The organism is Shinella sp. WSD5-1 (genome assembly GCF_963942435.1).
In the GTDB taxonomy this organism is placed as follows: Bacteria; Pseudomonadota; Alphaproteobacteria; order Rhizobiales; family Rhizobiaceae; genus Shinella; species Shinella yambaruensis.
In genome coordinates this window covers 3,773,270-3,799,878 of the sequence record NZ_OZ012596.1, presented here as the reverse complement: position 1 = coordinate 3,799,878, position 26,609 = coordinate 3,773,270, and the positions used below count along the sequence as shown (strand labels likewise).

Below are 26,609 nucleotides of genomic sequence, written 5' to 3'. Positions count from 1 at the left end.
TCAGGGTCTTGCGCGGCGCCTTGCCGTGAGACGGGCAAGCGCCAGCATCAGCCCGCCGGCGATCAGCCCCCAGAAGGCGCCGGAAATGCCGGCGAAGGAGACGCCCGAGGCGGTGACGAGGAAGGTCACCGCAGCCGCCTCGCGCCCTTCCACGGCGTGGAAGGCGTTGAGCGCCGAGCCGGCGAAGGCGCTGATCAGCGCGAGGCCGGCGACGGCCTGGATGAGGATCGACGGGGCGAGGCTGACGAAGGCCGTGACGGCGCCCGCGGCAAGTCCGAAGATCACGTAGAAGACGCCGGCATTGATCGCCGCCCAGTAGCGCCTGGCCGGGTCGGGATGCGCGTCGCTGCCGGCGCACATGGCGGCGGTGATGGCGGCGAGGTTGACCGCATGGCCGCCGAAGGGCGCCGACAGCAGCGAGAAGAGACCGGTGACGGCGAAGAGCGGGCCGGGGCTGGGCTCGTAATGGTTGACCTTCAGCACGGCGATGCCCGGAATGTTCTGGGAGGCCATGGTGACGATGAAGAGCGGCAGCGCGATGCCGACGAGCCCGGCGACCGTGAAGACAGGCGCGACGATCTCGGGCTGCGGCAGCAGGGCATCGGTGAGCCCGGCAAAGGCGCCCTCGGGAATGTCGATGCCGAAGGCGAGCACCGCGACGAAGGCGGCAAGTGCCGCGGGCACGGCATAAAGCCGGTTGATGCTGCCGACGACCACCCAGGCAAGAACGATCGGCAGGCCGAGCAGCGGATCGAAGGCGATGGCCTTCACGGGGGCGAAGCAGAGGCCGATCAGCACGCCCGAAAGCATGGCGTTGGCGAGCGTCGCCGGAATTGCGGCGACCATGCGGCCGAGCGGCTTCCAGAGGCCTGCCATGACGATCAGCACCGCGCAGACGAGGAACCCGCCGACGGCTGTCGCAAAGCCGCCTTCCACCGCGCCGGAACTGGCGAGCAGCGCCGCGCCCGGCGTCGACCAGGCGATGGAGACGGGAAGCCGCGTCGCGGCGCTGAGAACGATGGCGCACAGGCCCATCGACACGGACAGCGCCATCAGGCCGGAGGCCGCCTGCGCTTCCGTCGCGCCGACGCCCGTCAGCCCGTGCAGCACGACGGCGAAGGAACTGGCAAAACCGACGAAGGCGGTGAGCAGGCCCATGAACAGGGCTTGAGCGGAAAAATCACGAAACATGGCAGGATCGATGCTGAAAAGGAATGTGCACTGGTAACAGGCGCCGGGCGGCTTGGGAACAGGCTTGTGGCGAGGGCAGGGGCGGTGTGCCTTGAATGAGCACCGTCATTCCGCCAGTCTCCGCGCTGACCGGGGCAACCGTATATCGTGCGAGGTCGCCGCCCCCGGCGGGGAGAAGGGGCAGGAGGTGTCCGCCCTCCCAATTCCATGGGCGACCGCTCCTGTCCCCACAGCCAGGGAGAGGCGGAGGCCCTTGCCCGCCTGCGCCACGCTCGGCGCCTTGTACCTTCGTCCCGCTGGACCCGCGGGCGCAAACATGGGTATAGTCGTTGGGCGTTGTATTCTGGTGCGACGATCGGTCGAAGCTTTCGGGGAGGAGAGCGGATGCCTCAGCGTTTCGATCACGCGGATCATGTGCAGACCGTGGCGGCCCATGCGTCGGCGGCGGCAAGTTCGCCTGTTGCCGCGTCCTGGCGCCGCTGCCTCACGCTGCACGGCCTTTCCCCGGAGGAGGCGCGGACGCCCTGGCGCCTGACCGAATCGGAATTCCGCCAGGCGCGGGCGCGCTCCAGCGTGCTGATCGAGGAGGCGCGGGGCGAGATCGACCGGCTCTTCGCCACCGTCGGCAAGGCCGGTTGCTGCCTGCTGCTGACGGACGAGCACGGCATCGCGCTCGAACGGCGCGGGGCGGCGAGCGACGATCGCGATTTCCGCGGCGTCGGGCTCTGGTCCGGCACGGTGTGGAGCGAGGCGAGCGTCGGCACCAACGGCATCGGCACGGCGCTGGCCGACGAGCGGCCCGTGCTCATCCTGCGCGACCAGCATTTCCTCTCGCAGAACACGGGCCTGTCCTGCACCACCGCGCCGATCCGTGACCATACGGGGCGCATCGCCGCCGCCATCGACATTTCCACCTGCCGCGACGATGCGGGCGAGATGACCATGTCGATCCTCTCCCAGGCCGTCCGCGATGCCGCCGCGCGCATCGAGGCGGGTCTCTTCCGCCGCGCCTTCTCCGCCGCCCGCATCCTGCTCGTGCCCGTCGAGGGTCGAACCGCGCCGGCGCTGCTCGCCGTCGACCGCGACGACCTCGTGCTGGGCGCAACGCGCGCCGCACGCCAGGTGCTCGGCCTCGACGACCGGCGCATCGCCACGGGCGTCGCCGCCTCCGATCTCCTGCACGAGGACAGGGCGGAGGACGGGCGCGACCTCGACGACGCGGAACGGGCCGCGCTGCGCCGCGTGCTGACGCGCGCCGGCGGCAATGTCAGCCAGGCCGCCGACCTGCTCGGCATCAGCCGGGCGACGCTGTACCGCAAGATGAAGAAGCTCTCGATCAACTGATATTGCAGCGCAGCACAGGCTGTCGCACCGGCCTGTCTCAATTCTGAAACAGTCGCGGCGACGATCGTCCTGCGGCCCCTACCGCAATCGGCCGAAGCGCAGCACCATCCTTCCCGACGGCCCATCCGGGCCCTTCATGGGAGGAATGACATGCTGCATCAGAAGATCGTCGAAAACCCGTACAAGGCAAAGTACGGCAACTTCATCGGTGGCGAGTGGAAGGAGCCGGTCGCGGGCCGCTATTTCGACAACATCACGCCGATCACCGGCGGCAAGCTCTGCGAGATCGCCCGCTCCGACGCCGCCGACATCGAGCTCGCTCTCGACGCCGCCCATGCCGCCAAGGACAAGTGGGGCCGCACCTCCGCCACCGAGCGTTCCAACATCCTGATGAAGATCGCCCAGCGCATGGAGGACAATCTCGAACTCCTCGCCAAGGCCGAGACCTGGGACAACGGCAAGCCGCTGCGCGAGACCATGGCGGCCGACATTCCGCTCGCCATCGACCACTTCCGCTATTTCGCCGCCTGCGTGCGGGCGCAGGAGGGCACGATCGGTGAGGTCGACCACGACACGATCGCCTACCACTTCCACGAGCCGCTCGGCGTCGTCGGCCAGATCATCCCGTGGAACTTCCCGATCCTGATGGCCGCCTGGAAGCTCGCCCCGGCGCTTGCCGCCGGCAATTGCGTCGTGCTGAAGCCCGCCGAGCAGACGCCGTCCTCGATCCTCGTCTGGGCCGAGCTCATCGGCGACCTCCTGCCGCCCGGCGTTCTCAACATCGTCAACGGCTTCGGCCTCGAAGCCGGCAAGCCGCTCGCCTCCAACCCGCGCATCGCCAAGATCGCGTTCACCGGCGAGACGACGACCGGCCGGCTGATCATGCAATATGCCAGCCAGAACCTCATTCCGGTGACGCTGGAGCTCGGCGGCAAGTCGCCGAACATCTTCTTCGCCGACGTGATGAACGAGGACGACGACTATCTCGACAAGGCGCTCGAGGGTTTTGCGATGTTCGCGCTGAACCAGGGCGAAGTCTGCACATGCCCGAGCCGGGCGCTGGTGCACGAGAAGATCTACGACCGCTTCATGGAACGGGCCGTCAAGCGCGTGGAGAAGATCGTGCAGGGCAACCCGCTCGACACGGCGACGATGATCGGCGCGCAGGCCTCGTCCGAGCAACTGGAGAAGATCCTCTCCTATATCGACATCGGCAAGCAGGAAGGCGCGGAAGTGCTGACCGGCGGCGGGCGCAACGAACTCGAAGGCGATCTTTCCGGCGGCTACTACGTCAAGCCGACCGTCTTCCGCGGGCATAACAAGATGCGCATCTTCCAGGAGGAGATCTTCGGACCGGTCGTCTCGGTCACGACCTTCAAGGACGATGCGGAGGCGCTCGCCATCGCCAATGACACGCTCTACGGCCTCGGCGCCGGCGTCTGGAGCCGCGATGCGAACCGTTGCTACCATTTCGGCCGCGACATCCAGGCCGGCCGCGTCTGGACCAATTGCTACCACGCCTATCCGGCCCATGCGGCCTTCGGCGGCTACAAGCAGTCGGGCATCGGCCGCGAGACGCACAAGATGATGCTCGATCACTACCAGCAGACCAAGAACATGCTGGTCAGCTACTCTCCCAAGGCGCTCGGTTTCTTCTGAGCGACCGCCCCCTTCTCCTCCGGAGAAGGCGCGCAAAGGGTGCGGGAGCCCTGTCCGCCGTCGCTTTCCGCCCCATCCCTCTCCCCGTTCCGGGGGGAGGGAAAATCGTTTGGAGGAAGAGCTGTCATGTCCGAAGTCACGACCCAGCCGCGCGTGATGGCGACCGATGCCGCGCTTGCGCTTATCCGGGAGATCCAGGCGGATCATCCGGAAATCCTGTTCCACCAGTCGGGCGGCTGCTGCGACGGGTCCTCGCCCATGTGCTATCCGGCGGACGACTATATCGTCGGCGACCGGGACGTGAAGCTCGGCGAGATCGGCGGCGTGCCGGTCTATATCAGCGAGAGCCAGTTCGACGTGTGGAAGCACACGCAGCTGATCATCGACGTGGTGCCCGGCCGCGGCGGCATGTTCTCGCTCGACAATGGCCGCGAGAAACGCTTCCTCACCCGCTCGCGCCTCTTTACCGGCGGCGAGGCCTGCCCGCTGCCGGGGCGTTGACGAAAGCCCGCGACATATGGCCCGGCATTTTCCGGAAACCCCGGCCACCCGTGACGTCATCCTCGGCTCTGGGCCGAAGAGCTATATTTCTCAAGGGCTTGTCGATGGTCGGGTCAAGCCCGACCATGACGAAGGAGAGATCGGCGTGGTTTTCTGCGTGTCAGGATGGGCTCAGCGCACCGGGCACCGGCCCGCGCGATAGACACTGAAACCGGCCACCTGCGCCGAGCAGGCATTGCCGAATTCCTTGAAGTCGGTGCCGCGGCGCCCGCAGACCGGGTTGTACTCCATCGTGCAGACGCGCTGGTCGCGCGGGCGCTCGCGGTCTCCACGATCGCCCCGGTCGTCGCGGTCACGATCCCGGCGGTCCCTGTCGTTGCGATTGCGGTCCCTGTCCCTGTCCGGGCGCTCGCGGCCGTCATTGCTCCAGCCGTCGCGGTCCTGGTCCTGCCAGCCGACCCGGTCGCGATCCGGGCGGCGGAACTGGCATTCGCCGCGGCCGATGATGCCGTAGCCGCTGGAGCGCGCCTCGCAGGCATTGGCGAAGGTCTGGCGGTCGCGGCCGCGCTCGCCGCAGACCGGGGCATATTCACGGGTGCAGAATTGCGGCGGGCGCGGATTGTAGCCGCCTCCGCCCTGGTCGGCCTCGACCGAGCAGGCCGCCAAGGTGCCGGCCGCGAGAAGGATGGCGATAGGCCCTGCGAGCCGGGACAGAAATGGCATCGAGATCATGGATTTCCCCTGTCGAATCTAGGGGGAACTTAGCGCAGAAATCGCGGGGCCGATATCGGCCTCGGCAAAAATCCGTCAGTCGAACAGGCTCGACACCGATTCCTCGGCGCTGGTGCGGTTGATCGCCTCGCCGAGCAGGTTGGCCGTCGAGATGACGCGGATGTTGTGCGCCGACTGGACGGCCGTGGTCGGCTGGATCGTGTCGGTGATCACAAGCTCCTTGAGCTTGGACGAGGTGACGCGCGCGACGGCGCCGCCCGACAGAACGCCGTGCGTGATATAGGCGGTGACGCTGGTCGCGCCGTTCTTCAGCAGCGCTTCGGCCGCGTTGCAGAGCGTGCCGCCCGAATCCACGATATCGTCGATCAGCAGGCAGTCCTTGCCGGCGACGTCGCCGATGACGTTCATCACCTCGGACTCGCCCGGCCGGTCGCGGCGCTTGTCGACGATGGCAAGCAGACAGTCGAGGCGCTTGGCCAGCGCGCGGGCGCGCACCACGCCGCCGACGTCGGGCGAGACGACCATGACGTTTTCGAGATTGTAGTTTTCCTTCACGTCGCGCGCCAGGATCGGCACGGCGTAGAGGTTGTCGGTCGGGATGTCGAAGAAGCCCTGGATCTGGCCGGCATGCAGGTCCAGCGTCAGCACGCGGTCGGCGCCGGCCTCGGTGATGAGGTTGGCGACGAGCTTTGCCGAGATCGGCGTGCGCGGGCCGGGCTTGCGGTCCTGGCGGGCATAGCCGAAATAGGGGATCACGGCCGTGATGCGGCGCGCCGAGGAGCGGCGCATGGCATCGATCATGATGAGCATTTCCATCAGGTGGTCGTTGGTCGGGAACGAGGTCGACTGGACGACGAAGACGTCCTCGCCGCGCACGTTCTCCTGGATTTCCACGAAGATTTCCTGGTCTGCGAAGCGTCTGACCGTGGCCCGGCCGAGCGGAACATTCAGATAATTGCAGATCGCTTCGGCCAGGAGCCGGTTCGAATTGCCCGCGAAAACCTTCATTTATGGTCCGCCTGTGGATTATGCTGATGGGGGGGCTTTAAGCGGCAAAATCCGCGAATGCAAGGGTCTTGCGCCGCGGAAAAGCGTTTCTTCGCATTTCGCTGTGATTAACAGCGCAACGCGCTTAACCACGGGTGGTGCCGCGCCAGTCGAGATACTGGCGGATGGTCGTGTCGGCGATGCCCTCCATCGTGCGCGCCGGCACGGCGGCCCACGGGTCGGAGGCCGTGCCCGAGACGCTTTCCTGTCCCTGGATGCGGTGCAGCCGCGCGCCGTTGCCGTCGAGCACGTCCCAGACATAGACGACGGTGGTCTTGCCGTTGTCGTTCATGGCGGAGAAGTAGCCCTTCAGGATGTACTTGCTGGAATTGTCCGAGGCGCTTCGGATCGTCAGCCCGCTTCCGCGCGCCGCCGCGCCGAGGCGCCTGGAGAGCGGTGTCACGGCCTCGACCGGTGCGCCGATGATCGGCAGGAAGCGGATCGTCTCGCCGGCTTGGGCGGCGGTCGGGACGGCGGCGACCTCTTCCGCGCCGGTCGACGTTTCCGCCGCGAGCGAGCGCTGGGCGGTGGTGCGGGCAAGCTCCGCATCCGTCGTCCGGCGCCCCGTGTTGCGGGCGAGCGCGTCGGCCTGGCCCTGCAGCGTGCCGGCGGTGTCCGCGCCGGTCGTGACGCCGGTGCCGGATGACGGGGTGAAGGCGGTTTCCTGGCTGGTGCGCGTGACGGGCGTCGTCTGGGCGCTCATCTGGTCGAGGTCGTTCTGGGTGACCGGGGGCGAATTGAAGGTGCCGCCGCCGACATCGACCTGCGGCGTCAGCGCGTCGGTGCTGTTGCAGCCGGCAAGGGTGGCAATGAGGCCGATCAGTGCCAGCCGCTTCATCAGCTCTTGCATCGTCGTCGTCCGTGTCCTGCGGAAGGCTTTTCGCCTCCTCCGTTCCCCGCAACGATTTATGGGTGCCGCCTCAAGGCCTGTCAATCGCGGGATCTTGCGGGGCCTGCGGTTGACCCGTCAGACCTCGATGAAATCGAGCCCGTAGCGCGACAGCGCCTTCGGCGTGTCGGTCGTCGTCAGATAGGTCTGGCCGAGCGTCATGGCCGTGCCGCTTTCGGAATCGAGCACGATCGTGTGCACGAAAAGCGACATGTTCGGCTGGATTTCCTGCGGATTGCCCATCAGGAACATCTGCTGGTCCATCCAGGAGGGCGCGAAGCGCGCGCCGACGGAATAGCCGCAGGTGTTCAGCCGGTGGCGGGCAAGGCCGCGCTCGTCGATGATGCGGGCGAAGGTCTCGAAGACGGTGCCGAAGGTGTTGCCGGGGCGCAGCACCATTTCCATCGCCTGCATGGCCTCGCGGCAGGCGCTGTAGAGCTCGCGGTGGCGGTTGGTCGGCTCGCCGATGATGGCGGTGCGCATCATCGGTGCGTGATAGCGTGCGCTGACGCCGGACCATTCGAGGGTGAGCTGGTCCTCGGCATCGAGCTTGCGCCGGCCGGACTTGGAGCGGCAGAGCAGGGCGTCGGCGCCCGAGCCGATGACGAATTCATTGGCGGCATAGTCGCCGCCGGCGGCCAGCACCGCGTTCTGCATGGCCGCGAGGATCGCCGCCTCGCCGCCGCCGGGCACGATGAGGGGCAGGGCGGCGGCCAGCGCATCGTCGGAGAGGGCGGCGGCACGCTCGACATAGGCGATCTCGGCCGGGCTCTTGATGAGGCGCAGGCGGCTGACGAGGCCCGACGCATCGACGATCTGGCCGAAGCTCTGGAGCTGGTTGTCGAGGAGGCGCGCATTGCGGCCGGTCAGGCCATGCGTGTCGTATTCGACGCCGATGCGGCAGCCGAGCAGGTCGAGATCGGAGAGCAGGTTCTTCAGGTCCATCGTCGGATCGGCGTTGACGCGGTCGATCCAGATCTCGATCTTCTCGATGTTGGAGGTGTGGCGCGCCTGGCGCAGGTCCGCCGAGCGGGTGAGCAGCACCATCTCGCCGGTCGCCTTGACGACGAGCGTCTGGAAGAAGCAGTAGCCGAAGGTGTCGTAGCCGGTCAGCCAGTACATGCTCTCCTGTGCGAAGAGCAGCATGGCGTCGATCTTCTCCTCCCGCATGCGGGCGGTGAGGCGCTGGAGCCGGTTGGCGTATTCCTCGCTGTCGAAGTGAAGTGCCATGGCGGTGTCTCCCTCGTCCTGTGTCGTTTTGGGGGCCTCAGCCCCGTAGCATGATCGCCGAAATCTGGCGGCCGTAGTCGGGCTCCTGGCGGTGCGTGGTGCGCCGATAGGAGAAGAAGCGGTCTTCGTCCGGATAGGTGCAGATGTCGAGGTTCTCCGCCGTCACCCCAGCGTCGCCCAGCCGCTGCGTCGTCAGGCCCGGCAGGTCGAACAGGGCATGGCCCGGTTTTTCCGACGGCGTGAAATAGCGCTCGTACGCCTTGTCGACGCCGAGGAAACGCTCCACGAATTCCGGCCCCACCTCGTAGTTCCGCCGGCTGATCGAGGGGCCGAGGCTGGCGACGATGTTCCGCCTGTTGGCGCCGAGCCGTTCCATCGCCGCGACGGTGCTCTCGAGCACGCCGTAGAGCGCGCCCTTCCAGCCGGCATGGGCGGCGCCGACGACGCGGGCTTCGGGGTCGCAGAAGAGGATCGGGCCGCAATCGGCGGCGAGGACGCCGAGCACCATGCCGGGCGCGGCGCTGACCAGCGCGTCGGCCTGCGGGCGCGCGCCGTCATAGTCGCTGTCGACCACGACGACGTCGGGCGAATGGACCTGGTGCACGGTGGCAAGCCGGTCGGGCGTTACGGAGAACCATCGGGCGACGCGGGCGCGATTCTCCTCGACCTTCCCGCGCTCGTCCTTCGAGCCGAGGCCGACATTGAGGCCGCGGTAGATGCCGTCGGAAACCCCGCCGGCGCGCGTGAAGAAGCCGTGCTGCGCGGCCTTTCCGGCACGCTCCGTCAGAAGCGGGCTTTCGATCGGGGAGAGGAGCGCGTCGTCCTTCATCGGTCTCTCGGCTGGGCTTTGGGCGGCCCGTCGGGCCAAGGATTTCGGCCGGGGCATGCGGGGTGCAAATCGGGCCGGATGTTGTCCGGCCTGACGCCCGGTGTCAATCCGGCTGGCGGAAGGGAAAGAGCGCAAGCGGCGTGCTGCCGACGGCCAAGACCTTGAAAAGATCACCCATTTTGCCGACGCCTGCGCCGGCGAGCCGGTCGACATCGGCAAGAATCGATTGCTGCGTCGCTGCGTCGCGGTTTCGGCCGAGGGCGGAGGCCCGCTCGCCGATGCCGAGGCCGACGAGGAAATCGCCCTGGTGCAGCATGCCGTGCACATGCAGGCCCACGCTTGCCGCCGCCCCGGCAAGGCGCTCGAAATCCACATGGCTCGTCAGGTCCGCCTCGCCGGGATGGGCGAGCGGCGGGTCGAAGTCGTGCTTCAGCACCGCCTGCAGCGTATCGCCGAAGCCGGTGACGAAATGGCCGTAGTCGATGATGAGCGCGGTGCCGCCGAAGCGGGCGATGCGCTCGCCGATCGTCGCCATGACGGCTTCGCGGGCCGGCGCGATCTCGAAGATCGTGCCGTTCGGCATCGCCTTGTGGTTTTCCGGCAGGAGCGCGGGATCGAGGCCCGCGACGCCGGCGGCAAAGGTCAGCGCGTCATTCGCATCGAGGCCGACGAGGCGCTCGCGGAAGCCGGACGCGGTCTTGATGAACTGGCGGATCGGGATGGCGTCGAAGAGCTCGTTGGCGGCGAGCAGCACGAAGCCGTCCGGCAGCTCCTCGAAACTGTCGTGCCAGGTGACGCGCGCGGCATGGGTGCCGAGCGTCTCGTGCTGGACGGTGCGCAGCTTCGGGCTGGTCTCGATCAGGTGGATCGTCGCGTTCTCGTAGAGCTGCGGGGCGATCCTTGCCACGACGCGCAGCATGTCGGCCATCATCGTGCCGCGGCCGGGGCCGATCTCGGCGATGCGCACGTCCGCCGGACCGCCGTGCTTCTGCCAGGCATGGACGAGGAAGACGCCGAGCATCTCGCCGAAGAGCTGGCTGACCTCGGGCGCGGTGACGAAGTCGCCGGCGGCGCCGAAGGGGTCGCGGGTGCGGTAGTAGCCGTGTTCGGGATCGGCAAGGCACAGGGCGAAATAATCGGTGACGCTGATCGGGCCGTTGGTACGGATCAGCGCCTTGATCTTGCGGGCGAGGGGTGTGGGCATGGACGCGTTCGCTCAGGCACTGGCCGCTGCGGCCGGCCGGGCGCGGAAGATCGCCCAGAGGCCGAGGGCGAGCATCGGCAGCGAGAGCAGCATGCCCATGGTGAGCCAGCCGCCGAGGAGATAGCCGAGCTGGGGGTCCGGCTCGCGGAAGAACTCGACCGTGATGCGCGACAGGGCATAGCCCGCCACGAAGAGGCCTGTAACGAGGCCGGGCCGCTTCAGCGCGGCGAAGCGATAGATGGCGAGCGCGAGCACGACGAGCAGCACGACGCCTTCGAGGCCCGCCTCGTAGAGCTGGCTCGGATGGCGGGCGAAGGGGCCGGCCTCCGGGAAGATCACGGCCCAGGGCGCGTCGGAGAGGCGGCCCCAGAGCTCGCCGTTGACGAAATTGGCGATGCGGCCGAAGAACAGGCCGATCGGCACGACGGCGGCGACGATGTCGAAGAGGCTCCAGACCGGAATGGCGTTGCGCCGGGCGAAGAGGATCATGGCGAGCGTCGTGCCGGCGAGGCCCCCGTGGAAGGACATGCCGCCGTTCCACACCTGCAGGGCGCGCAGCGGATCGGCCGCGACGTTCGGGAAGTCGTAGAACAGGATATAGCCGATACGGCCGCCGAGAATGATGCCGACGGCGGCCCAGACGAGGAAGTCGTCGAGCTGGGTGCGGCTCATCGGCGCCGCGCCCGCCCACAGGCGCGGCGTCTCGATCAGCCGGCGCGCATAGACCCAGCCCAGCAGGATGCCCACGACATAGGCGATGCCGTACCAGTGCACGGCGACCGGGCCGATGGAAAAGGCGATCGGATCGATCTGCGGATAGGGCATGATGGCGAGGAGTTGGGCAAGGTTCGTCAAGATGGGGCTCTTTTGCGTTTTCGGGCGGAAGATGGCGGCGCCTTGGGGCAGGGTCAAGGCGATAAATCGTGATCGGCGGCGGCGTGACGGCGTGAACCGGCGGCGATCCACCGGAATCCGCTTGCAAGCGGCGGTCTCAGACCCTACCTCAGGGACAAGACGCGGGCGCTGGCGCCCGAAAGGACCATCGACACCCGAGGAGGGCAGACCATGACCACCGGTGCGAACCGCATTCTCGACGACTTCGCCAAGCTGATGACCGATGCCGCCGGCGCCGCGCAGGGCGTGCGCAAGGAGGCCGAGACGATGTTCCGCGCCCAGGCCGAGCGCTTCATCAACGGCATGGACCTCGTCAAGCGCGAGGAATTCGAGGCGGTGCGCGAGATGGCGATCAAGGCGCGGGACGAAAACGATGCGCTCCTGAAGCGCATCGAGGCGCTGGAAGCCCGCCTCAACGCGGGCGGCTGAGCCGTTCCGGCACGGGTTTTGACCGACAGGACTCGGTTGGCGTGATTCACCCCGCGCCAACCGTTTTTTTTAATAAAATTTTTACCCCTGTGGACACTTGCGAAAAGCCCTTTTCGAAGAGTCTCTTAAGCCTTCGACCTGAATCTTTTTCACAACCTCTGTCCACAACCGGACGGAGAAAATGGCAAGCCAGGGGCTGGCGTCGTGACTCCGGCGTTATACACTGATTTTAAATGATGATTCGAGACGGGCAGCGCAAGCTTCGGGCAGGGTAAGTCGTCCAGATTGCGCAAAGTGCCGAGCAATCATTCAGTGTTGTATCCGGAGTACGGTTTGCCGCGTCGTGTGTGTGAGCACGATGTCGCATGCCTTCCGGCCTTGAAGGTGATGCATGAGCCTTATGGAATTGGATATCGGGCGTCAGTCCAACCCGGTCGACATGATCGAGTTCGTCGCAGCCAACAATGACTGGACGTTCGAGCGGTCCGGCGAAGACGAGATCGCGATGACGGTCGAAGGCAAGTGGACGGATTACCACGTCTCCTTCTCTTGGATGGAGGAGTTCGAGGCGCTGCACCTTGCCTGCGCCTTCGACATCAAGGTTCCCGAGAGCCGCGTCAACGAGGTGCATTGCCTGCTCTCGCATGTGAACGGCCAGGTGCTGATGGGCCATTTCGACTTGTGGCGCCGCGAGGATGTCGTGATCTTCCGCCAGTCGCTGCTGCTCGCCGGCGGGGCGGAGCCCACCAACAGGCAGGTCGAGGTGCTGCTGTCCAGCGCGCTTGAAGCCTGCGAGGCCTATTTCCAGGCCTTCCAGTTCGTCGTCTGGTCCGGCATGGACGCCCAGTCCGCCGTCGATGCCGTCCTGTTCGAGACGGTCGGGGAAGCGTAAGGATGACGGTTGCAGGTTCGGGCCCCATCATTCTCATCGGTGCCGGAAACATGGGCGGCGCCATGCTTGCCGGCTGGCTGAAGAGCGGCATTTCCGGTTCCTCGGTCATCGTCATCGATCCCGGCCCGCAGCCGGCCCTGGCGAAGCTGATCGCCGACAACGGCGTGCGCCATGAAACGTCGGCGCCGGAGGGCGTGACGGCCGGGGTGATCTTCGTCGCGGTCAAGCCGCAGGTGATCGACCAGGTGCTGCCGCCGCTGAAGGGGCTCGTCGGGCCGGAGACGGTCATCGTTTCGGTCGCTGCCGGCAAGACGGTCGCCAATCTCGAAAGCCATCTCGGCGCGGCCGCCACGGTGCGCGCCATGCCGAACACGCCGGCCATGATCGGCCGCGGCGTGACGGGCGCCTTTGCCAATGCCCGCGTTTCCGCGGGCCAGCGCGATTTCGTGCATGCTCTTCTCAAGGTGAGCGGCCCCGTCGAATGGGTCGCATCCGAGGGGGATATCGACGCCGTCACGGCGGTCTCGGGCAGCGGCCCGGCCTATGTCTTCTATCTCGTCGAGTGCATGGCGGAGGCAGGACGCAAAGCGGGCCTGCCGGCGGACCTCGCCATGCGGCTCGCACGGGAAACCGTCGCGGGGGCTGGTGAACTGCTTCACCAGTCCCCCGACGACGCCGCGCGCCTGCGCCAGAACGTCACCTCGCCCGGCGGGACAACCGCCGCGGCGCTCGCCGTCCTCATGGCCGAGGACGGCATGCAGCCGCTCTTCGACAAGGCGATCGCCGCCGCCCGCAAGCGCGCCGAGGAACTGGCAGGCTGATCTTTCCGGCCGTTCTCAATTTTTGCCCCTCACCCTGACCCTCTTCCCGTAAACGGGCAAAGGGGACTTGCCCCACGAGGGGTGAGTGATCTGGGAATGCGGTGCGGCATATCCCCTTCTCCCCGCTTGCGGGGAGAAGGTGCGGCAGCGGGATGAGGGGCCAGGGCAAATGCTGTAACGCGAGGATTTCTCATGACCGAGACCATTAGCTACGCCGATTTCGAACGGGTCGACATCCGCGCCGGCACTATCATCGAGGCGCTGCCGTTCCCGGAGGCGCGCAAGCCCGCCTACAAGCTGACGATCGACTTCGGCCCCGGGATCGGCATCAAGAAGTCCTCGGCGCAGATCACCGTGCATTACACGCTGGAAGACCTCGTCGGCCGCCAGGTGCTCGCCGTCGTCAACTTCCCGCCGCGCCAGATCGGTCCAGTGCGCTCGGAAGTGCTGACGCTCGGCTTCGAGGACGAGACCGGCGCCATCGTCCTCGCCGGCGTCGAGCGGCCGGTGCCGAACGGCAGGAAGATGTGCTGATTCAGGGAATAGACGGCCTGCCTTGCCACACACGCAGCGTCATCCTCGGCCTCCGAGCCGAGGATCCATTCTCCCGGGTGTGGATGCTCGGGTCAGGCCCGAGCATGACGGAGGGGGGTGGGGGCCCTTGTGTGAGAGAGGTGAGGGCGACTGTCTTGGAGAGAACGGACTTTTGTTCTAATGAATATCCCGCGACAGGGGCAGGCCCAGCCGGAATTCCGTGAATTCCGCCTCGAAACCCTCGCGCTGCGGCGAGCAGGCCATCAGGCCGACCGAAAGGTCCGAAAGCTCCGGTGGGAAATAGGCAAGGCGCGCCATGCGCCAGTCCGTCATGGCATCCGTCCGGTACTGGATAAAGAGCGCATCGCCGTTGCGCGTCACGCGCACGGACATGGCCTCGAAATCATGATCGATGCGGAAGGCGGACCAGTCGGAATGGCCGCGCGTCACCACCACGCTGAAATGTTTCGCGCCGTCGGTGAACTCGATGCCGCATTTCATCCAGGTCGTCTCGTTGTGGCGGACCATCAGGCCGGCCTGGTCGTAGAGCGTCTCGTAGCGGCCGGAAAAGGTCGTCTCCAGCGTGAAGTTGCCGGTCCAGGGGCGGTGCAGGAAATGGCCGCTGTCCGGCTGGAAGCCGTAATAGGTGCGCTGCCAGAAATCGCTCTCAAGACCGGTGCGGACATGGAGGCGGCCGTCGCGGATCGCGCTTTCGGCCGGCGGGTTGAGCCAGGTCAGGCCGTCGAAAGTGGATACGCTCATAGGCTCGCCCCGTTCTTGTTTCCAGTTCTTGCCGCACCGCCCGGCGCTGAAGCGGCGTCGCCTGGCCTGAAATGCCCTATGCGGGAATGCGGATCGTCGCGCGAAGGCCGCCCATCGGGCTGTCCGACAGCGTGACATTGCCGCCGTGGCTGCGGGCGATGTCGCGGGCGATGGCAAGGCCGAGGCCGGTGCCCGACGCATCGAGATTGCGCGCCTCGTCGAGCCGGAAGAAGGGCTTGAAGACATCGTCGCGCGAGCGCTCGGGAATGCCGGGGCCGTCGTCGTCGACGGTGATGGTGAGCCATTTCGAGCGGTGGCGCGCCTCGACATGCACGGTCTTGGCATAGCGCATGGAATTGGAGACGAGGTTTCCGACGAGGCGGCTGAAGGCGTTCGGCCGCACCATGACCTCGTCCTCGCCGTCGATCTCGCTGGAGAAGGCGCGTTCGTGCAACTCCGCCTCCATGGCGAACTTGTCGAAGAGGTCGGTGAGCCGCAGCCGGCCGACGTCCTCCTCCACGTCGCCGCGCGCGAAGGAGAGGTATCCCTCGAGCATGGTCTGCATGTCCGCGACATCCTTGTTGAGGCCCTGCAGGTCGGGATTGTCGCCGGCAAGGGCGAGCTGCAGCTTGAAGCGGGTGAGGATGGTGCGCAGGTCGTGGCTGACGCCGGTCAGCATGGCCGTGCGCTGCTCCATCTGCCGCTCGATGCGCTCGCGCATGAGGATGAAGGCAAGGCCGGCGCGGCGCACCTCGTCCGCCCCGCGCGGCGCGAAGTCCTCCGGCATCTTCTGGCCCTTGCCGAAGCTCTCCGCCGCCTGCGCCAGCGTCAGGATCGGCCGGATCTGGCCGCGCAGGAAGAGGATCGAGATGGTGATCAGCACCAGCGAGGTGCCGACCATCCAGAGCAGGAAGATATGCGTGTTCGAGGCATAGGCCTGGTTGCGCCGCGCATAGACGCGCAGGATCTTGTTGTCGAGCAGGATGCGGATTTCGACGAGATTGCTTTCGCCGACCGTGTCGATCCAGAACGGGCGGCGGATCTGCCGCACGATCTCCTCGCTCAGGATTTCGTCGAGGATGTTGAAGAAGGGTTTGGTGCGCGGGGCGGGCAGTTCCGTGCCGGGCTCGATGGCGATGTTGAGCTCCAGCCGCTCGCGCGCGATGCGCGTGATCTCTGAATAGTTGGCATCCTGCGGATAGGTGTCGATGAGATCGATGATGGCGGCGATGTCGCGGGTGACGGCCGTCGAAAGGCGCTGGGTGACGAGCTGCCAGTGGCGCTCCATGAAAACGAAGGCGACGACCGACTGGAGCAGCACCATCGGGATGATGATGATGAGCAGCGAGCGGGCATAGAGGCCCGTCGGCATCTGCCGGCGCAGCCAGCGGGCAAGGCGCTTCCAGCCGGCCGCCGGCGCGCGTTCGATATCCCGCTTGAAGCTCTCGAAGGTGGTCATGGGACCGGATTTTCCACGATGGTGCAGCGACGATTGTCTGAGTCGCGCCAAGACCTTGCCGCAAGGCCTTCATCATGCGGATGCGCGCGGAAAGCCGCGTTGAACCTCTTCTTGAATTGGACTCGGCAGCGCACGGTCAGCCTTGCTCCACGCTCAATCGATAGCCGATGCCGCGTACGGTCTGCAGCCACACCGGGTTGGACGGGTCGTCCTCGATCTTACGCCTCAAGCGATTGATCTGCACGTCGATTGTGCGTTCGCCCACTTCTGTTTCTTCGCCGATCAGCTCGTGGCGCGGAATGGTCTCGCCCGCGCGCAGCGAGAAGAGCAGCATGATCTCCTGCTCGCGGTCGGTGAGGCGGATGGCGTCGCTGCCGCGCTTCAGCTCCTTGCGCACGATGGAGAAGGTGTAGGGGCCGAACATGACCTGCTCGATCTTCGGCGTCACCGGCGCGGCGTTGCGCTTCAGGATGTTGTTGATGCGCAGCACCAGTTCGCGCGGCTCGAAGGGCTTGGAGAGGTAGTCGTCGGCACCGGCCTCGAGGCCCTCGATGCGGGCCTTCGATTCGGCGAGCGCCGTCAGCATCAGGATCGGCACGGGGCGGATTTCGCGCAGGCTCTTCGTCAGCGACAGGCCGCTTTCACCGGGCATCATCACGTCCATGATGATGAGGTCGAAGTCGAGCCCGCGCAGCTTGCGCCGCGCCTCGTCCGCATCGGCGGCGACGGTGACGCGAAAACCCTCGCCCATCAGGTAGCGGTTGAGCAGATCGCGGATGCGGGTGTCGTCGTCGACGACGAGGAGATGGGATGCATCGTCGGAAGGCGTGCCGGCAGCGGTCATCGTCTGTCCTGCCTTTTCTGCTTTTCAGTCGTTCATTCGCTCTTGGCGTTCTGCATGCCGGTGAGGAACTGGATCACCACCCGGCGCTCGTCCGCGCTCATCGCCTCAAATGCACGGGCGATGCGGCGGGATTGCGGCTCGGCGAGCGCCAGTGCCAGCTCCCGTCCGGCCCGCGTCGGATAGAGCTTGCGCTGGCGGCGGTCCTCGGGGCCGGCCACCTGCTGGATATAGCCGGAATCGATGAGCTGCTTCAAGACGCGCGCCAGGCTCTGCTTGGTGATCTTCAGCGTGTCGAGCAGGTCGGCGACCGTCATGCCGGGCTCGCGGTTGACGAAGTGCACGACCCGGTGATGGGCACGGCCGAAGCCGCTCTTTTCCAGGATCGCGTCGGGATCGGAAATGAAGTCGCGATAGGCGAAGAAGAAGCCCTCAATGATCTCGAAATCGATGCGGCCGCCGCCCGTCATGGCGTCGTGGTGCAGCTCGCTCACGCCGTTCTTGTCCGGCATCTGTCGCGCCACGTTGTCATTTCCTTTCATGCCTTGCCGTCTCCGCGTAATTTATAGCAAAATATGTCAGCTTTGTTGACATATTTTGCCACCCTTGTTAGGGTCCCGCGCATCGTGCGGTTCCCGGGCGCCGAAGAAATCCGGTGTTTTTCCGATCCCCAATCTGGATTACGCTTATGATCGGGTAATCCAGGCCCGTTTCTGGTTAGACCGTAACGGGCGAAACAATCAACTTGAAAGAATGGCGCGGACGCGCCGGAGGATGAGACGATGGCAGTTCCTTTCGATCAACTGGACGGACAAATCTGGTTCAACGGCGAGTTCGTCGACTGGAAGGACGCGAAGATCCACGTGCTGACGCACGGCCTGCACTATGCGAGCGCGGTGTTCGAAGGCGAGCGCGCCTATGGCGGGCGCATCTTCAAGCTCACCGAGCATAACCAGCGCCTGCACACGTCCGCCGAGATCCTCGGCTTCAAGATTCCCTATTCCGTGGAAGAGCTGGACGCGGCGAGCATAGAGCTCCTGAAGCGCCAGGGCTTTTCCGAGGCCTATGCGCGGCCGATCGCCTGGCGCGGCTCGGAGATGATGGGCGTTTCGGCGCAGAACAACCGCATCAACGTCGCCATCGCCATCTGGCAGTGGGGCAGCTACTTCAACCCGGCCGAAAAGCTGAAGGGCATCCGCCTCGACATCGCCGAGTACCGCCGCCCCGACCCGAGGACCGCGCCCTCGAAGTCGAAGGCCGCCGGCCTCTACATGATCTGCACGATCTCCAAGCACGCCGCCGAAGCCAAGGGCTATGCGGATGCGATGATGCTCGACTATCGCGGCCAGGTGGCGGAGGCCACGGGTGCCAACATCTTCTTCGTCAAGGACGGCATCATCCACACGCCGGTGCCGGACTGCTTCCTCGACGGCATCACGCGCCGCACGGTCATCGAGCTTGCCAAGCGCCGGGGCTACCAGGTGGTCGAGCGGGCGATCCTGCCGGAAGAGCTTTCGGACTTCTCCGAGTGCTTCCTCACGGGTTCGGCGGCGGAAGTGACGCCGGTTTCGGAAATCGGCCCCTACCGCTTCACGCCGGGCACGATCTGCGAAACGCTGATGAACGACTACATGAAGGAAGTGTATCCGGTCGCGGCCGCCGCGGAGTGAGCGGCTAATCCGGGTGATGAACCGGGCGGCCCTTTCGGGCCGCCTTTCGTTTGCTCAGGCCGGCTTCTTGCCCAGCACCGCGCCGACGATCGCCGTCAGCACGCCGCCGCCGACGAGGCCGCCGATGCCGTCGGCGACGAGGCCCGAGAGGCCGGCTTCCCCGCCCAGCATCTGCAGGAGAAAGCCGCCGCCGACACCGCCGATGGCGCCGACGATGGTGCGGACGATCGCGCTCACGGCCGCCTGTTTCAGGGCGGCGCCGGCCACGTTGCCGCCAATGGCACCGGCGATGAGCTGCGTGATGATGGGCATCAATGCTTCCATGACTTCCCCTCCGAAAGGTCCGCCCGGAATGGAGAGTGATCCGGACCGGACACTTGCCTCGCTACCGGGGCGCGGCCTGGAGCCCGCGCGCCCGTTGCCGAAAAATTCGGCACCGGCAACGTGCGGACAAAACTGGGATAAGTCAATTTGCCCGTGTGCTCCTGCACCGGAGTTTTTTTGAACGAAAAGAGGCGGCCGCTCAGCGGCCGCCTCTTCCTTCCCCGCAGTGGCTTGGTTGCCGCGGTTGTTATTCTGCTGCGATGACGCCCCGGCGGATCTGATCCTCTTCGATCGATTCGAAGAGCGCCCGGAAGTTGCCCTCGCCAAAGCCTTCGTCACCCTTGCGCTGGATGAATTCGAAGAAGATCGGGCCGATCACGGTCTTCGAGAAGATCTGGAGCAGGATCTTCGTCATGCCGCCGTCGACGACGCCTTCGCCGTCGATCAGGATGCCGTGCTTCTTCATGCGCTCGACCGGCTCTTCATGGCCGACGACGCGCACATAGGAGCGGTCGTAATAGTTGTCCGGCGGGCCGGGCATGAACTTCACGCCGTTGTCGGCCAGCCTGTCGGTGGCGTCGTAGATTGCGTCCGTGCCGACGGCGATGTGCTGGATGCCTTCGCCCTTGTACTTCTTCAGGTATTCGACGATCTGGCTCGTCTCGTCCTTCGATTCGTTGAGCGGAATGCGGATCTTGCCGCAGGGCGAGGTGATGGCGCGCGAGACGAGGCCGGTGATGCGGCCGTCAATGTCGAAGAAGTGGATCTGCTTGAAGCCGAACAGCTCGCGGTAGAAGTCCCACCACTTGTCCATGTTGCCGCGATAGACATTGTGGGTGAGGTGATCGAGATAGTAGAAGCCGACGCCGGCCGGTTTCGGGTCGCGTTCGCCCGTCCAGTCGAATTCCGCGTCATAGGCGGAGCCCTTGGCGCCGTATTTCTCGACGAAGTAGAGCAGCGAGCCGCCGATGCCGACGATGGCGGGTACGTCGAGCGCCTTGTCGTCGCCTTCATAGGGCGTCGCGCCCTTGGAGACGGCATGGGCGAAGGCGTGTTTCGCATCGACCACGCGCCAGGCCATGGAGGCGGCGCACGGGCCGTGCAGGCCGGCGAATGTCATGGCGTGCGAGCCGGGCTCGGCATTGACGACATAGTTGATGTCGCCCTGGCGCCAGACGGAGATCGCCTTGGTGCGGTGGGTCGCGACCTTGCTGTAGCCCATGCGGGCAAACAGATCTTCCAGCTTTTCCGGCTCGGGGTGGGCGAATTCGACGAACTCGAACCCGTCGGTCCCGGCCGGGTTGTCGGCGGTGATCAGCGCCGGCGGTGCGTCATGCGGGAAAGGGCCCATCCTTCGTCCTCCTCGATGGTGATGGCGGGAAGTATGGCGCGTCTTTCATGCAATGTGCTTGCATAGTGCTTGCGCTTTGGCAATTTCATGCGATCTTCGTGCATCATATGGAGATTTGGAGGGCAATCCGTGCAACTGGACGACTTCGACCGTAAACTGCTCGCGCATCTGCAGGAGGATGCGCGCCTGACGAACAACGAACTGTCCGAGCGCATTCATCTTTCCCCCTCGCAATGTTCGCGCCGGCGCATCCGGCTGGAGGAGGAGGGCATCATCCGCGCCTACCGGGCGGAGCTCGACCGCGAGAAGCTCGATCTCGGCATCGTCATCGTCGTCACGGTAACGCTCTCGACGCACAACCGCGACAATGCGGTGCGCTTCGCGCGGCTGATCTCCAACCTGCCGGAAGTGCTGGAGGCTTTTTCGCTGACGGGGGAGATGGACTATATCATCAAGGTGGTCGTGCCGAACCTCAAGGCGTTGTCGGCCTTCGTCAATGATGTGCTGCTGCCGCACGAATCCGTTTCGCATGTGAAGACCGCCATCGTGCTCGATACGCTGAAGGAGACGATGGCGCTGCCGCTCTGAGCACTGTTGCCGGTGTGCAACAGCCATCCCCGTTGCCCTGTTCCCGCGGGAACACGCCCGACTCTGCCGCCGTTGTAGAAACCGATCACAACGAACGAGACAGCGCCGAGCACGGCCGACAGCCAGGGAACAGGATCATGCAGACGAACACCCCGAAACAGGACAACCCGGTCGCCAATCGCCTCCGTCCGGTCGTCTACCTCTATGCCGCGGTCAACATCGCCGTCGTGGCGCTGCTTTTCTCCACCGTCTCGCCGACGCTGGCGACCGGCCCCGCACAGGAGATCGCCAGCCTGCGCTGAGGGCGTCCGGTTTTCGCGTGGCTCGCCGCATGATCCCGGAGTCGGTTGAAGGGCTTATGCGCAAGACCTGACGTTCTGCAGCATGCTTTGCGTGCGGCGCCGTAATGGCTATATCAGGCGCAACGCGGCACTTTGAGCGAGGACCCCATGGGCATGCTTCAGGCGGGCATCATTCCCGTCACCCCCTTCCAGCAGAACTGCACCATTCTCTTCGACAGCGAGACGAAGGAAGGCGTGGTCGTCGATCCGGGCGGCGATGTCGACGTGATCCTCAGCACGCTCAAGGAGAACGGCATCACGGTGAAGGCGATCTGGCTGACGCATGGCCATATCGATCATGCCGGCGGCGCGAAGGAACTGAAGGAGGCGCTCGGCGTCGATATCGTCGGGCCGCACAAGGACGACCTGTCGCTGCTGCAGCGGCTGGAGGCGCAGGCCTCGATGTTCGGCGTGCCGATGAAGGTGAGCAATGTCGTGCCGGACCGCTGGCTCGAGGACGGCGACACGGTATCCTTCGGCGACCATACGTTCGAGGTCTACCACACGCCCGGCCATGCGCCGGGCCACGTCATCTATTTCCACCGCGGCCAGGGCTTCGCCCATCTCGGCGACGTGCTCTTCCAGGGCTCGATCGGCCGCACGGACCTGCCGGGCGGCAATCACCAGCAGCTCCTGGAGTCCATCCGCGACAAGGTGTTCCCGCTCGGCGACGAGGTCGGCTTCCTCTGCGGGCACGGGCCGGGCGGCAAGATCGGCGAGGAGCGGCGCAGCAACCCGTTCCTGCGCGGACTTTAAAGACAAAGGCGCGTGCCGTTATGGTCAGGCCCGACCCATCACGCTCCGGGCACCGCGGTAGATCCTCAGGTCGAGCCAGAGGATGACGTCGGGGGTGGGGTGAGGTCGCCAAAAAAATCAAGGCGGACGCCATGCCGCGCCTGTCGGGCCGTTGACGATTTTCGCCAAACCTCTCCTCCGTCATGGTCGGGCTTGACCCGACCATCCATGCTCCGGGCACGCTTGCGGATCCTCGGGCCATGCCCGAGGATGACGTCGCGCGTGGAGTTGGGGTCGGCAAAAAACCAAGGCGGGCGCCGTGATGGCGCCCGCCTCTCGATGCCGGTCCGGTCCGGCCTCAGCCGGCGGTGCAGAAATGCTCCAGCCCGTCATAGCCGACGAAGGTGCCGGTGCGCGGGTTGAACGAGCGGTAGCGCTGGGCGCAGTAATCGTACCAGGATTGCGTCCACGGCTCGTAGGTCGGCACGACCACGCGCTCGCGGTAGATCACGCGCGGCTCGGGCTCGGGGTAATAATCCGGCTCGACATAGACGCGGCGTTCCTCATAGCGCGGCTGGGAGGCGATCGCGCCGCCGATGATCAGGCCGGTGGCAAGGCCGAGCGCACCGCCGACGACGGCGTCGCGGCCATGGTCGCGGTCGCGGTGATGGCGGCGCGGCTTGCGGTATTCATAGGTATCGCCTTCACGCCAGTAGCCATCGCGGTTGCGGTCACGCGCTTCAACGACGCCGGTCGTTGCGGTGAGGGTCGTCGCGGCGATGGCGGCGGACAGCACCAGGGTCTTGAGAAACTTGTTCATGACGTCTTTCCCTACGCTCCGGCCCAATGCCGGCTGATGGCGAGGAAACTAGACAAACGAGGCTGAATGGCGGCTGAACGAAAAAACCCGGCATCTCTGCCGGGCTTCAACTGAAATTCCTGAAAGCCGCTGGATCAGCCGGCGATCTGCAGGTTGACCGCCTTCGGGCCTTTGCCGCGGCGATCGGGTTCCGTGTCGAAGCTTACCTTCTGGTTCTCGGAAAGGCCGTTCAGGCCGGAGGCCTGCACAGCGGAAATGTGTACGAAGATATCCGCACCACCGTTGTCGGGCTTGATGAAGCCAAAGCCCTTCTCGGTGTTGAAGAATTTTACGGTGCCAGTCTCGGCCATGCGTCAGGTCCTTTTCTCTCTGCCCGTATATTTGGCGGCGGGCAGCATATCAGTTTTGCCCCAAGGGGCGTTAGGCAGGCAGTTCTCGAGGTTGAGGAAAGGGTCCTGTTTTCACCGCAGCCAGCCAGCCAGATAGTCCCGTGGACCGTCCGGATCTTGGCTGCCCGGAATTGTTTCGCGTCTCCGGCGCGCTTTTATTCAAGGTCTTCCCGTGTTCGCAAATTGCCCGAACGGCGCAAGAGTGATGTGTTTGCGTTAAATTGGCAAGCAAAAGTTTTGCCGCCCGTTTGCCGCGCCTCACTTTGGTCAAATTCCGGGCGATTGCCGAAAAAACCCGCAGGCTCTGCGGGGCTTTGCAGTTTTCGTATGATTTATATTGCGCTGCCGAAGGAAGGGCTGTGCATGTGCGGTGCCGCCATACTTGGGCGGACGCGGCCGGACAGGCCAAGGCCAGATGATGTCAGTCCGTCGTGGTCGAGCGCGAGACGCGCAGCAGCGCGCCGTTCGTATCGTCCGTCACGAGCAGCAGCGCGCCGTCGGGCGCCACGATGACATCGCGGATGCGGCCGAATTCGCCGCCGAACATCCGCTCCTCCGCGACGATGGCGCCGCTTTCATCGCGCTCCAGCCGGGCGACGAGCTGGTATTTGAGGGCGGTGACGATCAGGTTGCCCTCCCATTCCGGGAACATCGCGCCGCGATAAATGGCGATGGCGCCCGGCGCGATGGACGGGTCCCAATAATAGAGAGGCGGCTCGAACCCTTCCGCCGCCGAGCCGAGATCGAATTCCGCGCCGGAATAGTGCCTGCCGTAGGAGACGAGGGGCCATCCATAGTTGCGGCCGGGCTGCGGGGCGTTGATCTCGTCGCCGCCGCGCGCGCCGTGCTCGACGGTGAGCAGCGTGCCGTCCTTCGGGTCGATGGTCAGGCCCTGCGGGTTGCGGTGGCCCTTCGACCAGATCTCCGCCAGCCCCTCGGCGCTGCCGAGGAACGGGTTGTCGGCATGCGGGCTGCCGTCCGGGTTGATGTGCAGGATGGCGCCGGCATGGTCGCGCGGGTCCTGCGCGCGGGGGCCTTGGCCTCGGTCGCCGATGCCGAAGAACAGGCTGCCGTCCCCGGCGATGGCGATGCGCGAGCCGAAATGCTGGCCGCGCGCGGTGAGGCGGTTCATCAGGAAGATGCGCGTCGTGTCCTCCAGCGCCGTGCCGTCGGCCGAAAGCCTCGCCCTGGCCACCGCCGTGCCGGAGCCGCCATTGCCGCGGGCGCTGTAGGTCAGGTAGAGCGTGCGGCTGCCGGCGAAATCCGGGGCGAGCGCGATGTCGAGCAGGCCACCCTGGCCGGTGGTCGAGACTTCGGGCACGCCGCGAAGCGGGGCGGAGACCTTTCCGTCGCGCACGAGGCGGAGCGTGCCGCCCTTTTCCGAAACGAGGTAGGCGCCGTCGGGCAGGACCTCGACGGACCAGGGCTGTTTCAGGCCCGTCGCCAGCGTCTCGACGACGAGCGCGGCCTTCTTGCTGGGGATTTCGCGGGTTTCGGCGGCGGATGCGGGGGAGGCCAGAAGCGTCGCGGTCAGGAGGAGCGTCGCGGCGGTGCCCGCCAAAATGCCTTTCAAGGGCCAATTGTCCTGTCGCATCGCCGTCTCCTGTCTTCTGCCGTTAACTGGCCCAGAGGCGAGCGGCTTTCAAGGGCGGGGCCGGCGCGGGCGGCTCACTTTTGCGTGGGCTCGACGTGAGGCGCCGTCTTTTCGATGCCGGAGGTCTTGATCGTGTCGAGCGCGACGGCCGGCGGCGACATCAGGCTGATCACCATCGCGACGCAGGCGGCAAGCGCCGTCATCGCGATCAGGAACATGGCGCGGGACTCGCGTGCCTTCGGCTTCCTGCCGATCTTGTCTTCATCCAGAAACATCGTTTCCCCTCCTGTCCTTCGCTTGCCTTGGCATCGAAAAAGCCCGCCGAAATCGGCGCGACGACGACCGAATTGCGGCAAGGCCCGACATTTATTGTGGCGAAAAGGTGGCAGGGTAAAAAAGGCGGATTTTCAGTGCGTTCGACCGAATAGAGCGCGCGGCTCCGCCGTCCTAGATGCCTCTACGGCCGAACTGGCGGACGGGGCGCGTGGCGCGGTTTTCCACCGGTGCGGAGCCTGCCGTGGCAGATGCGGCCGCGGGGGCCTGCGCCGGCGCGTCGTCGCCTTCGGGAAAGGTGAGGTTGAAGCTCGTCGGGGCCGGTTCCGGCCGGGCGAGCAGATAGCCCTGCATCAGCGGCCCGCCCATGTCGCGGCACAGCGCGATCATCTCCGGTTCCTCGATGCCGCCGACGATGGCGCGGATACCCTTGTGCGCGAACTGGCCGATGACGACGCGCAACAGGGCGAGGCCGGCGGAGTTTTCGGCAAAGCTGCGCAGCCAGGCGGTGTCGAAGGTGACGAATTGCGGCTTCAGGCGCTCCAGCCGCGCAAGATCGCGGTCCTCGCCCATATAGTTGTCGATGGCGATGGCGAAGCCGGCGCCGTGCAGGCGTGCAGCGAAGGATGCCAGCATGTCGAGCTCGTCCTGCGGGTGCTCGCGGATCTCGCAGGCGATGCGCGCCGGCGGCAGGCCCGCCTCGTGTGCGGCGAGCCGCAGCCATTCCACCTCCTGGCGGATCGCCTGGGGCGTCGTGTAGAGGCCGGCGTGGAAATTGATGATCAGCGCGGCCTCGCGCCGGCCGAGCGCGCCGGCGTTGAGGATGTGCAGGCTGCGGCAAAGCCCGTCCACCGCCGTGCGTTCCTCCTCCGGCACCCGCGCGAAGAATTCCGCCGGGGAGCAGGGCATGTCGCCCGCGCTGGCGCGGATCAGGCCCTTGAACGCGGCGATCTGCAGCCGGCCGTCCGGCCGCTCCGAAAAGATCGGCTGGAGGGCGGATTGCAGCAGGAACGGGCCGTAGGCTGCGCCGAAGGCGCCGTCCGGCTGCCGGACGAGATTGGAGAAGATGCTTCTTTCGCTCATGCAGCGCACCATCCGCTGGGACGTCCCGACCGCACGATCATAGGCGATACCCGTTAATACCGGCTTAATCCTTCGCGTAAAAATCTCTTCTGTTGCACGTCGTTTCAACCAATTGGTGTGCCGCTTTCCAGGCAGGCCTGCAATCCATTCCCTCCGTTGATGGGCTTCATGAATTTTTGCGGT

The 26,609-nt window shown here is 65.8% G+C and carries 30 protein-coding genes; 11 read left to right on the top strand and 19 right to left on the bottom strand.

Going from position 1 to position 26,609, the window contains the following annotated elements; translation table 11 throughout:
* A complete protein-coding gene (locus AABQ55_RS18575) occupies positions 1-1,191 on the bottom strand; it encodes a benzoate/H(+) symporter BenE family transporter (RefSeq protein WP_272806073.1) in 1,191 nt (396 codons plus the stop codon).
* A 384-nt stretch (positions 1,192-1,575) separates the two neighbouring features.
* Here AABQ55_RS18575 and AABQ55_RS18570 point away from each other — a divergent pair, with 384 nt between their 5' ends.
* The 3 genes from AABQ55_RS18570 to AABQ55_RS18560 all read left to right on the top strand — a co-directional run bounded on the left by AABQ55_RS18570 (position 1,576) and on the right by AABQ55_RS18560 (position 4,695).
* Complete coding sequence (locus tag AABQ55_RS18570; protein WP_272806072.1) at positions 1,576-2,535, top strand: helix-turn-helix domain-containing protein; 960 nt, start codon at positions 1,576-1,578, stop codon at positions 2,533-2,535.
* 150 nt (positions 2,536-2,685) lie between these two features.
* Entirely contained in the window at positions 2,686-4,194 is a 1,509-nt protein-coding gene (gene adh / locus AABQ55_RS18565) for an aldehyde dehydrogenase (protein WP_272806071.1), read from the top strand.
* A 126-nt stretch (positions 4,195-4,320) separates the two neighbouring features.
* Positions 4,321-4,695 (top strand): DUF779 domain-containing protein, encoded by a 375-nt coding sequence (locus tag AABQ55_RS18560; RefSeq protein ID WP_272806070.1) that lies wholly within the window; start codon positions 4,321-4,323, stop codon positions 4,693-4,695.
* Between the two features lie 171 nt (positions 4,696-4,866).
* Here AABQ55_RS18560 and AABQ55_RS18555 read toward each other — a convergent pair whose 3' ends face one another.
* The 7 genes from AABQ55_RS18555 to lgt form a co-directional block, all read right to left on the bottom strand.
* Positions 4,867-5,427: a Kazal-type serine protease inhibitor family protein gene (locus AABQ55_RS18555; protein ID WP_272806069.1), complete on the bottom strand. Its 561-nt coding sequence runs from the start codon at positions 5,425-5,427 to the stop codon at positions 4,867-4,869.
* Positions 5,428-5,502: 75 nt separating this feature from the next.
* Positions 5,503-6,435: a ribose-phosphate pyrophosphokinase gene (locus AABQ55_RS18550; protein ID WP_244767010.1), complete on the bottom strand. Its 933-nt coding sequence runs from the start codon at positions 6,433-6,435 to the stop codon at positions 5,503-5,505.
* 124 nt (positions 6,436-6,559) lie between these two features.
* A complete protein-coding gene (locus AABQ55_RS18545; RefSeq protein ID WP_272806068.1) occupies positions 6,560-7,324 on the bottom strand; it encodes a hypothetical protein in 765 nt (254 codons plus the stop codon).
* 117 nt (positions 7,325-7,441) lie between these two features.
* Positions 7,442-8,593 (bottom strand): M24 family metallopeptidase, encoded by a 1,152-nt coding sequence (locus AABQ55_RS18540; protein WP_272806067.1) that lies wholly within the window; start codon positions 8,591-8,593, stop codon positions 7,442-7,444.
* A gap of 37 nt (positions 8,594-8,630) precedes the next feature.
* A complete protein-coding gene (gene pgeF / locus AABQ55_RS18535) occupies positions 8,631-9,422 on the bottom strand; it encodes a peptidoglycan editing factor PgeF (protein ID WP_272806066.1) in 792 nt (263 codons plus the stop codon).
* 103 nt (positions 9,423-9,525) lie between these two features.
* The gene (locus AABQ55_RS18530) at positions 9,526-10,626 is read right to left on the bottom strand and encodes a class I SAM-dependent methyltransferase (protein ID WP_272806065.1); all 1,101 of its coding nucleotides are present in this window, start codon (positions 10,624-10,626) and stop codon (positions 9,526-9,528) included.
* 12 nt (positions 10,627-10,638) lie between these two features.
* Positions 10,639-11,451 carry a prolipoprotein diacylglyceryl transferase gene (gene lgt / locus AABQ55_RS18525; RefSeq protein ID WP_443021157.1) on the bottom strand — a complete coding sequence of 271 codons (813 nt, stop codon included), beginning with the start codon at positions 11,449-11,451 and terminating at the stop codon, positions 10,639-10,641.
* A gap of 240 nt (positions 11,452-11,691) precedes the next feature.
* Between lgt and AABQ55_RS18520 the strand changes: the two genes are divergently transcribed.
* The 4 genes from AABQ55_RS18520 to AABQ55_RS18505 all read left to right on the top strand — a co-directional run bounded on the left by AABQ55_RS18520 (position 11,692) and on the right by AABQ55_RS18505 (position 14,196).
* Entirely contained in the window at positions 11,692-11,949 is a 258-nt protein-coding gene (locus tag AABQ55_RS18520; protein ID WP_244767004.1) for an accessory factor UbiK family protein, read from the top strand.
* 391 nt (positions 11,950-12,340) lie between these two features.
* Positions 12,341-12,841, top strand: a complete 501-nt coding sequence (locus tag AABQ55_RS18515; protein WP_064330750.1) for a YbjN domain-containing protein — start codon at positions 12,341-12,343, stop codon at positions 12,839-12,841.
* Positions 12,842-12,843: 2 nt separating this feature from the next.
* A complete protein-coding gene (gene proC, locus AABQ55_RS18510; protein ID WP_272806063.1) occupies positions 12,844-13,662 on the top strand; it encodes a pyrroline-5-carboxylate reductase in 819 nt (272 codons plus the stop codon).
* Positions 13,663-13,854: 192 nt separating this feature from the next.
* Positions 13,855-14,196: a tRNA-binding protein gene (locus tag AABQ55_RS18505; protein WP_272806062.1), complete on the top strand. Its 342-nt coding sequence runs from the start codon at positions 13,855-13,857 to the stop codon at positions 14,194-14,196.
* A gap of 177 nt (positions 14,197-14,373) precedes the next feature.
* Here the strand turns inward: AABQ55_RS18505 and AABQ55_RS18500 are convergent, their stop codons facing one another.
* The 4 genes from AABQ55_RS18500 to AABQ55_RS18485 form a co-directional block, all read right to left on the bottom strand.
* A complete protein-coding gene (locus tag AABQ55_RS18500) occupies positions 14,374-14,958 on the bottom strand; it encodes a DUF1349 domain-containing protein (protein WP_272806061.1) in 585 nt (194 codons plus the stop codon).
* Between the two features lie 76 nt (positions 14,959-15,034).
* Positions 15,035-16,417, bottom strand: coding sequence for an ATP-binding protein (locus AABQ55_RS18495; RefSeq protein ID WP_244766999.1), 1,383 nt, complete (start codon positions 16,415-16,417; stop codon positions 15,035-15,037).
* A gap of 136 nt (positions 16,418-16,553) precedes the next feature.
* A complete protein-coding gene (locus tag AABQ55_RS18490; protein ID WP_244766998.1) occupies positions 16,554-17,261 on the bottom strand; it encodes a response regulator in 708 nt (235 codons plus the stop codon).
* Between the two features lie 32 nt (positions 17,262-17,293).
* Positions 17,294-17,770, bottom strand: coding sequence for a MarR family winged helix-turn-helix transcriptional regulator (locus AABQ55_RS18485; protein ID WP_244767160.1), 477 nt, complete (start codon positions 17,768-17,770; stop codon positions 17,294-17,296).
* Positions 17,771-18,040: 270 nt separating this feature from the next.
* Between AABQ55_RS18485 and AABQ55_RS18480 the strand changes: the two genes are divergently transcribed.
* Positions 18,041-18,928, top strand: coding sequence for a branched-chain amino acid aminotransferase (locus tag AABQ55_RS18480; RefSeq protein WP_272806060.1), 888 nt, complete (start codon positions 18,041-18,043; stop codon positions 18,926-18,928).
* A gap of 54 nt (positions 18,929-18,982) precedes the next feature.
* Here AABQ55_RS18480 and AABQ55_RS18475 read toward each other — a convergent pair whose 3' ends face one another.
* A complete protein-coding gene (locus AABQ55_RS18475; protein ID WP_244766996.1) occupies positions 18,983-19,252 on the bottom strand; it encodes a hypothetical protein in 270 nt (89 codons plus the stop codon).
* Positions 19,253-19,499: 247 nt separating this feature from the next.
* A complete protein-coding gene (hppD, locus tag AABQ55_RS18470; RefSeq protein WP_272806059.1) occupies positions 19,500-20,603 on the bottom strand; it encodes a 4-hydroxyphenylpyruvate dioxygenase in 1,104 nt (367 codons plus the stop codon).
* An 87-nt stretch (positions 20,604-20,690) separates the two neighbouring features.
* On the opposite strand from hppD, the gene AABQ55_RS18465 reads away from it, so the two are divergent.
* From AABQ55_RS18465 to AABQ55_RS18455, 3 genes are all read left to right on the top strand, one after another.
* Positions 20,691-21,191 carry an Lrp/AsnC family transcriptional regulator gene (locus AABQ55_RS18465; protein WP_272806058.1) on the top strand — a complete coding sequence of 167 codons (501 nt, stop codon included), beginning with the start codon at positions 20,691-20,693 and terminating at the stop codon, positions 21,189-21,191.
* A 137-nt stretch (positions 21,192-21,328) separates the two neighbouring features.
* The gene (locus tag AABQ55_RS18460; protein ID WP_244766993.1) at positions 21,329-21,493 is read left to right on the top strand and encodes a hypothetical protein; all 165 of its coding nucleotides are present in this window, start codon (positions 21,329-21,331) and stop codon (positions 21,491-21,493) included.
* Between the two features lie 153 nt (positions 21,494-21,646).
* Positions 21,647-22,288, top strand: a complete 642-nt coding sequence (locus AABQ55_RS18455; RefSeq protein ID WP_272807495.1) for an MBL fold metallo-hydrolase — start codon at positions 21,647-21,649, stop codon at positions 22,286-22,288.
* A 337-nt stretch (positions 22,289-22,625) separates the two neighbouring features.
* On the opposite strand, the gene AABQ55_RS18450 is transcribed toward AABQ55_RS18455, so the two are convergent.
* From AABQ55_RS18450 to AABQ55_RS18430, 5 genes are all read right to left on the bottom strand, one after another.
* Positions 22,626-23,087: a BA14K family protein gene (locus AABQ55_RS18450; RefSeq protein WP_272806057.1), complete on the bottom strand. Its 462-nt coding sequence runs from the start codon at positions 23,085-23,087 to the stop codon at positions 22,626-22,628.
* 134 nt (positions 23,088-23,221) lie between these two features.
* The gene (locus AABQ55_RS18445; RefSeq protein ID WP_064330734.1) at positions 23,222-23,437 is read right to left on the bottom strand and encodes a cold-shock protein; all 216 of its coding nucleotides are present in this window, start codon (positions 23,435-23,437) and stop codon (positions 23,222-23,224) included.
* A 460-nt stretch (positions 23,438-23,897) separates the two neighbouring features.
* On the bottom strand, positions 23,898-25,070 hold the full coding sequence (locus AABQ55_RS18440) for a PQQ-dependent sugar dehydrogenase (protein WP_272806056.1): 1,173 nt from the start codon (positions 25,068-25,070) through the stop codon (positions 23,898-23,900).
* A gap of 74 nt (positions 25,071-25,144) precedes the next feature.
* Positions 25,145-25,345, bottom strand: a complete 201-nt coding sequence (locus AABQ55_RS18435; protein ID WP_272806055.1) for a hypothetical protein — start codon at positions 25,343-25,345, stop codon at positions 25,145-25,147.
* Positions 25,346-25,517: 172 nt separating this feature from the next.
* The gene (locus AABQ55_RS18430; protein ID WP_244766990.1) at positions 25,518-26,426 is read right to left on the bottom strand and encodes an EAL domain-containing protein; all 909 of its coding nucleotides are present in this window, start codon (positions 26,424-26,426) and stop codon (positions 25,518-25,520) included.
* Positions 26,427-26,609 lie beyond the last annotated feature (183 nt).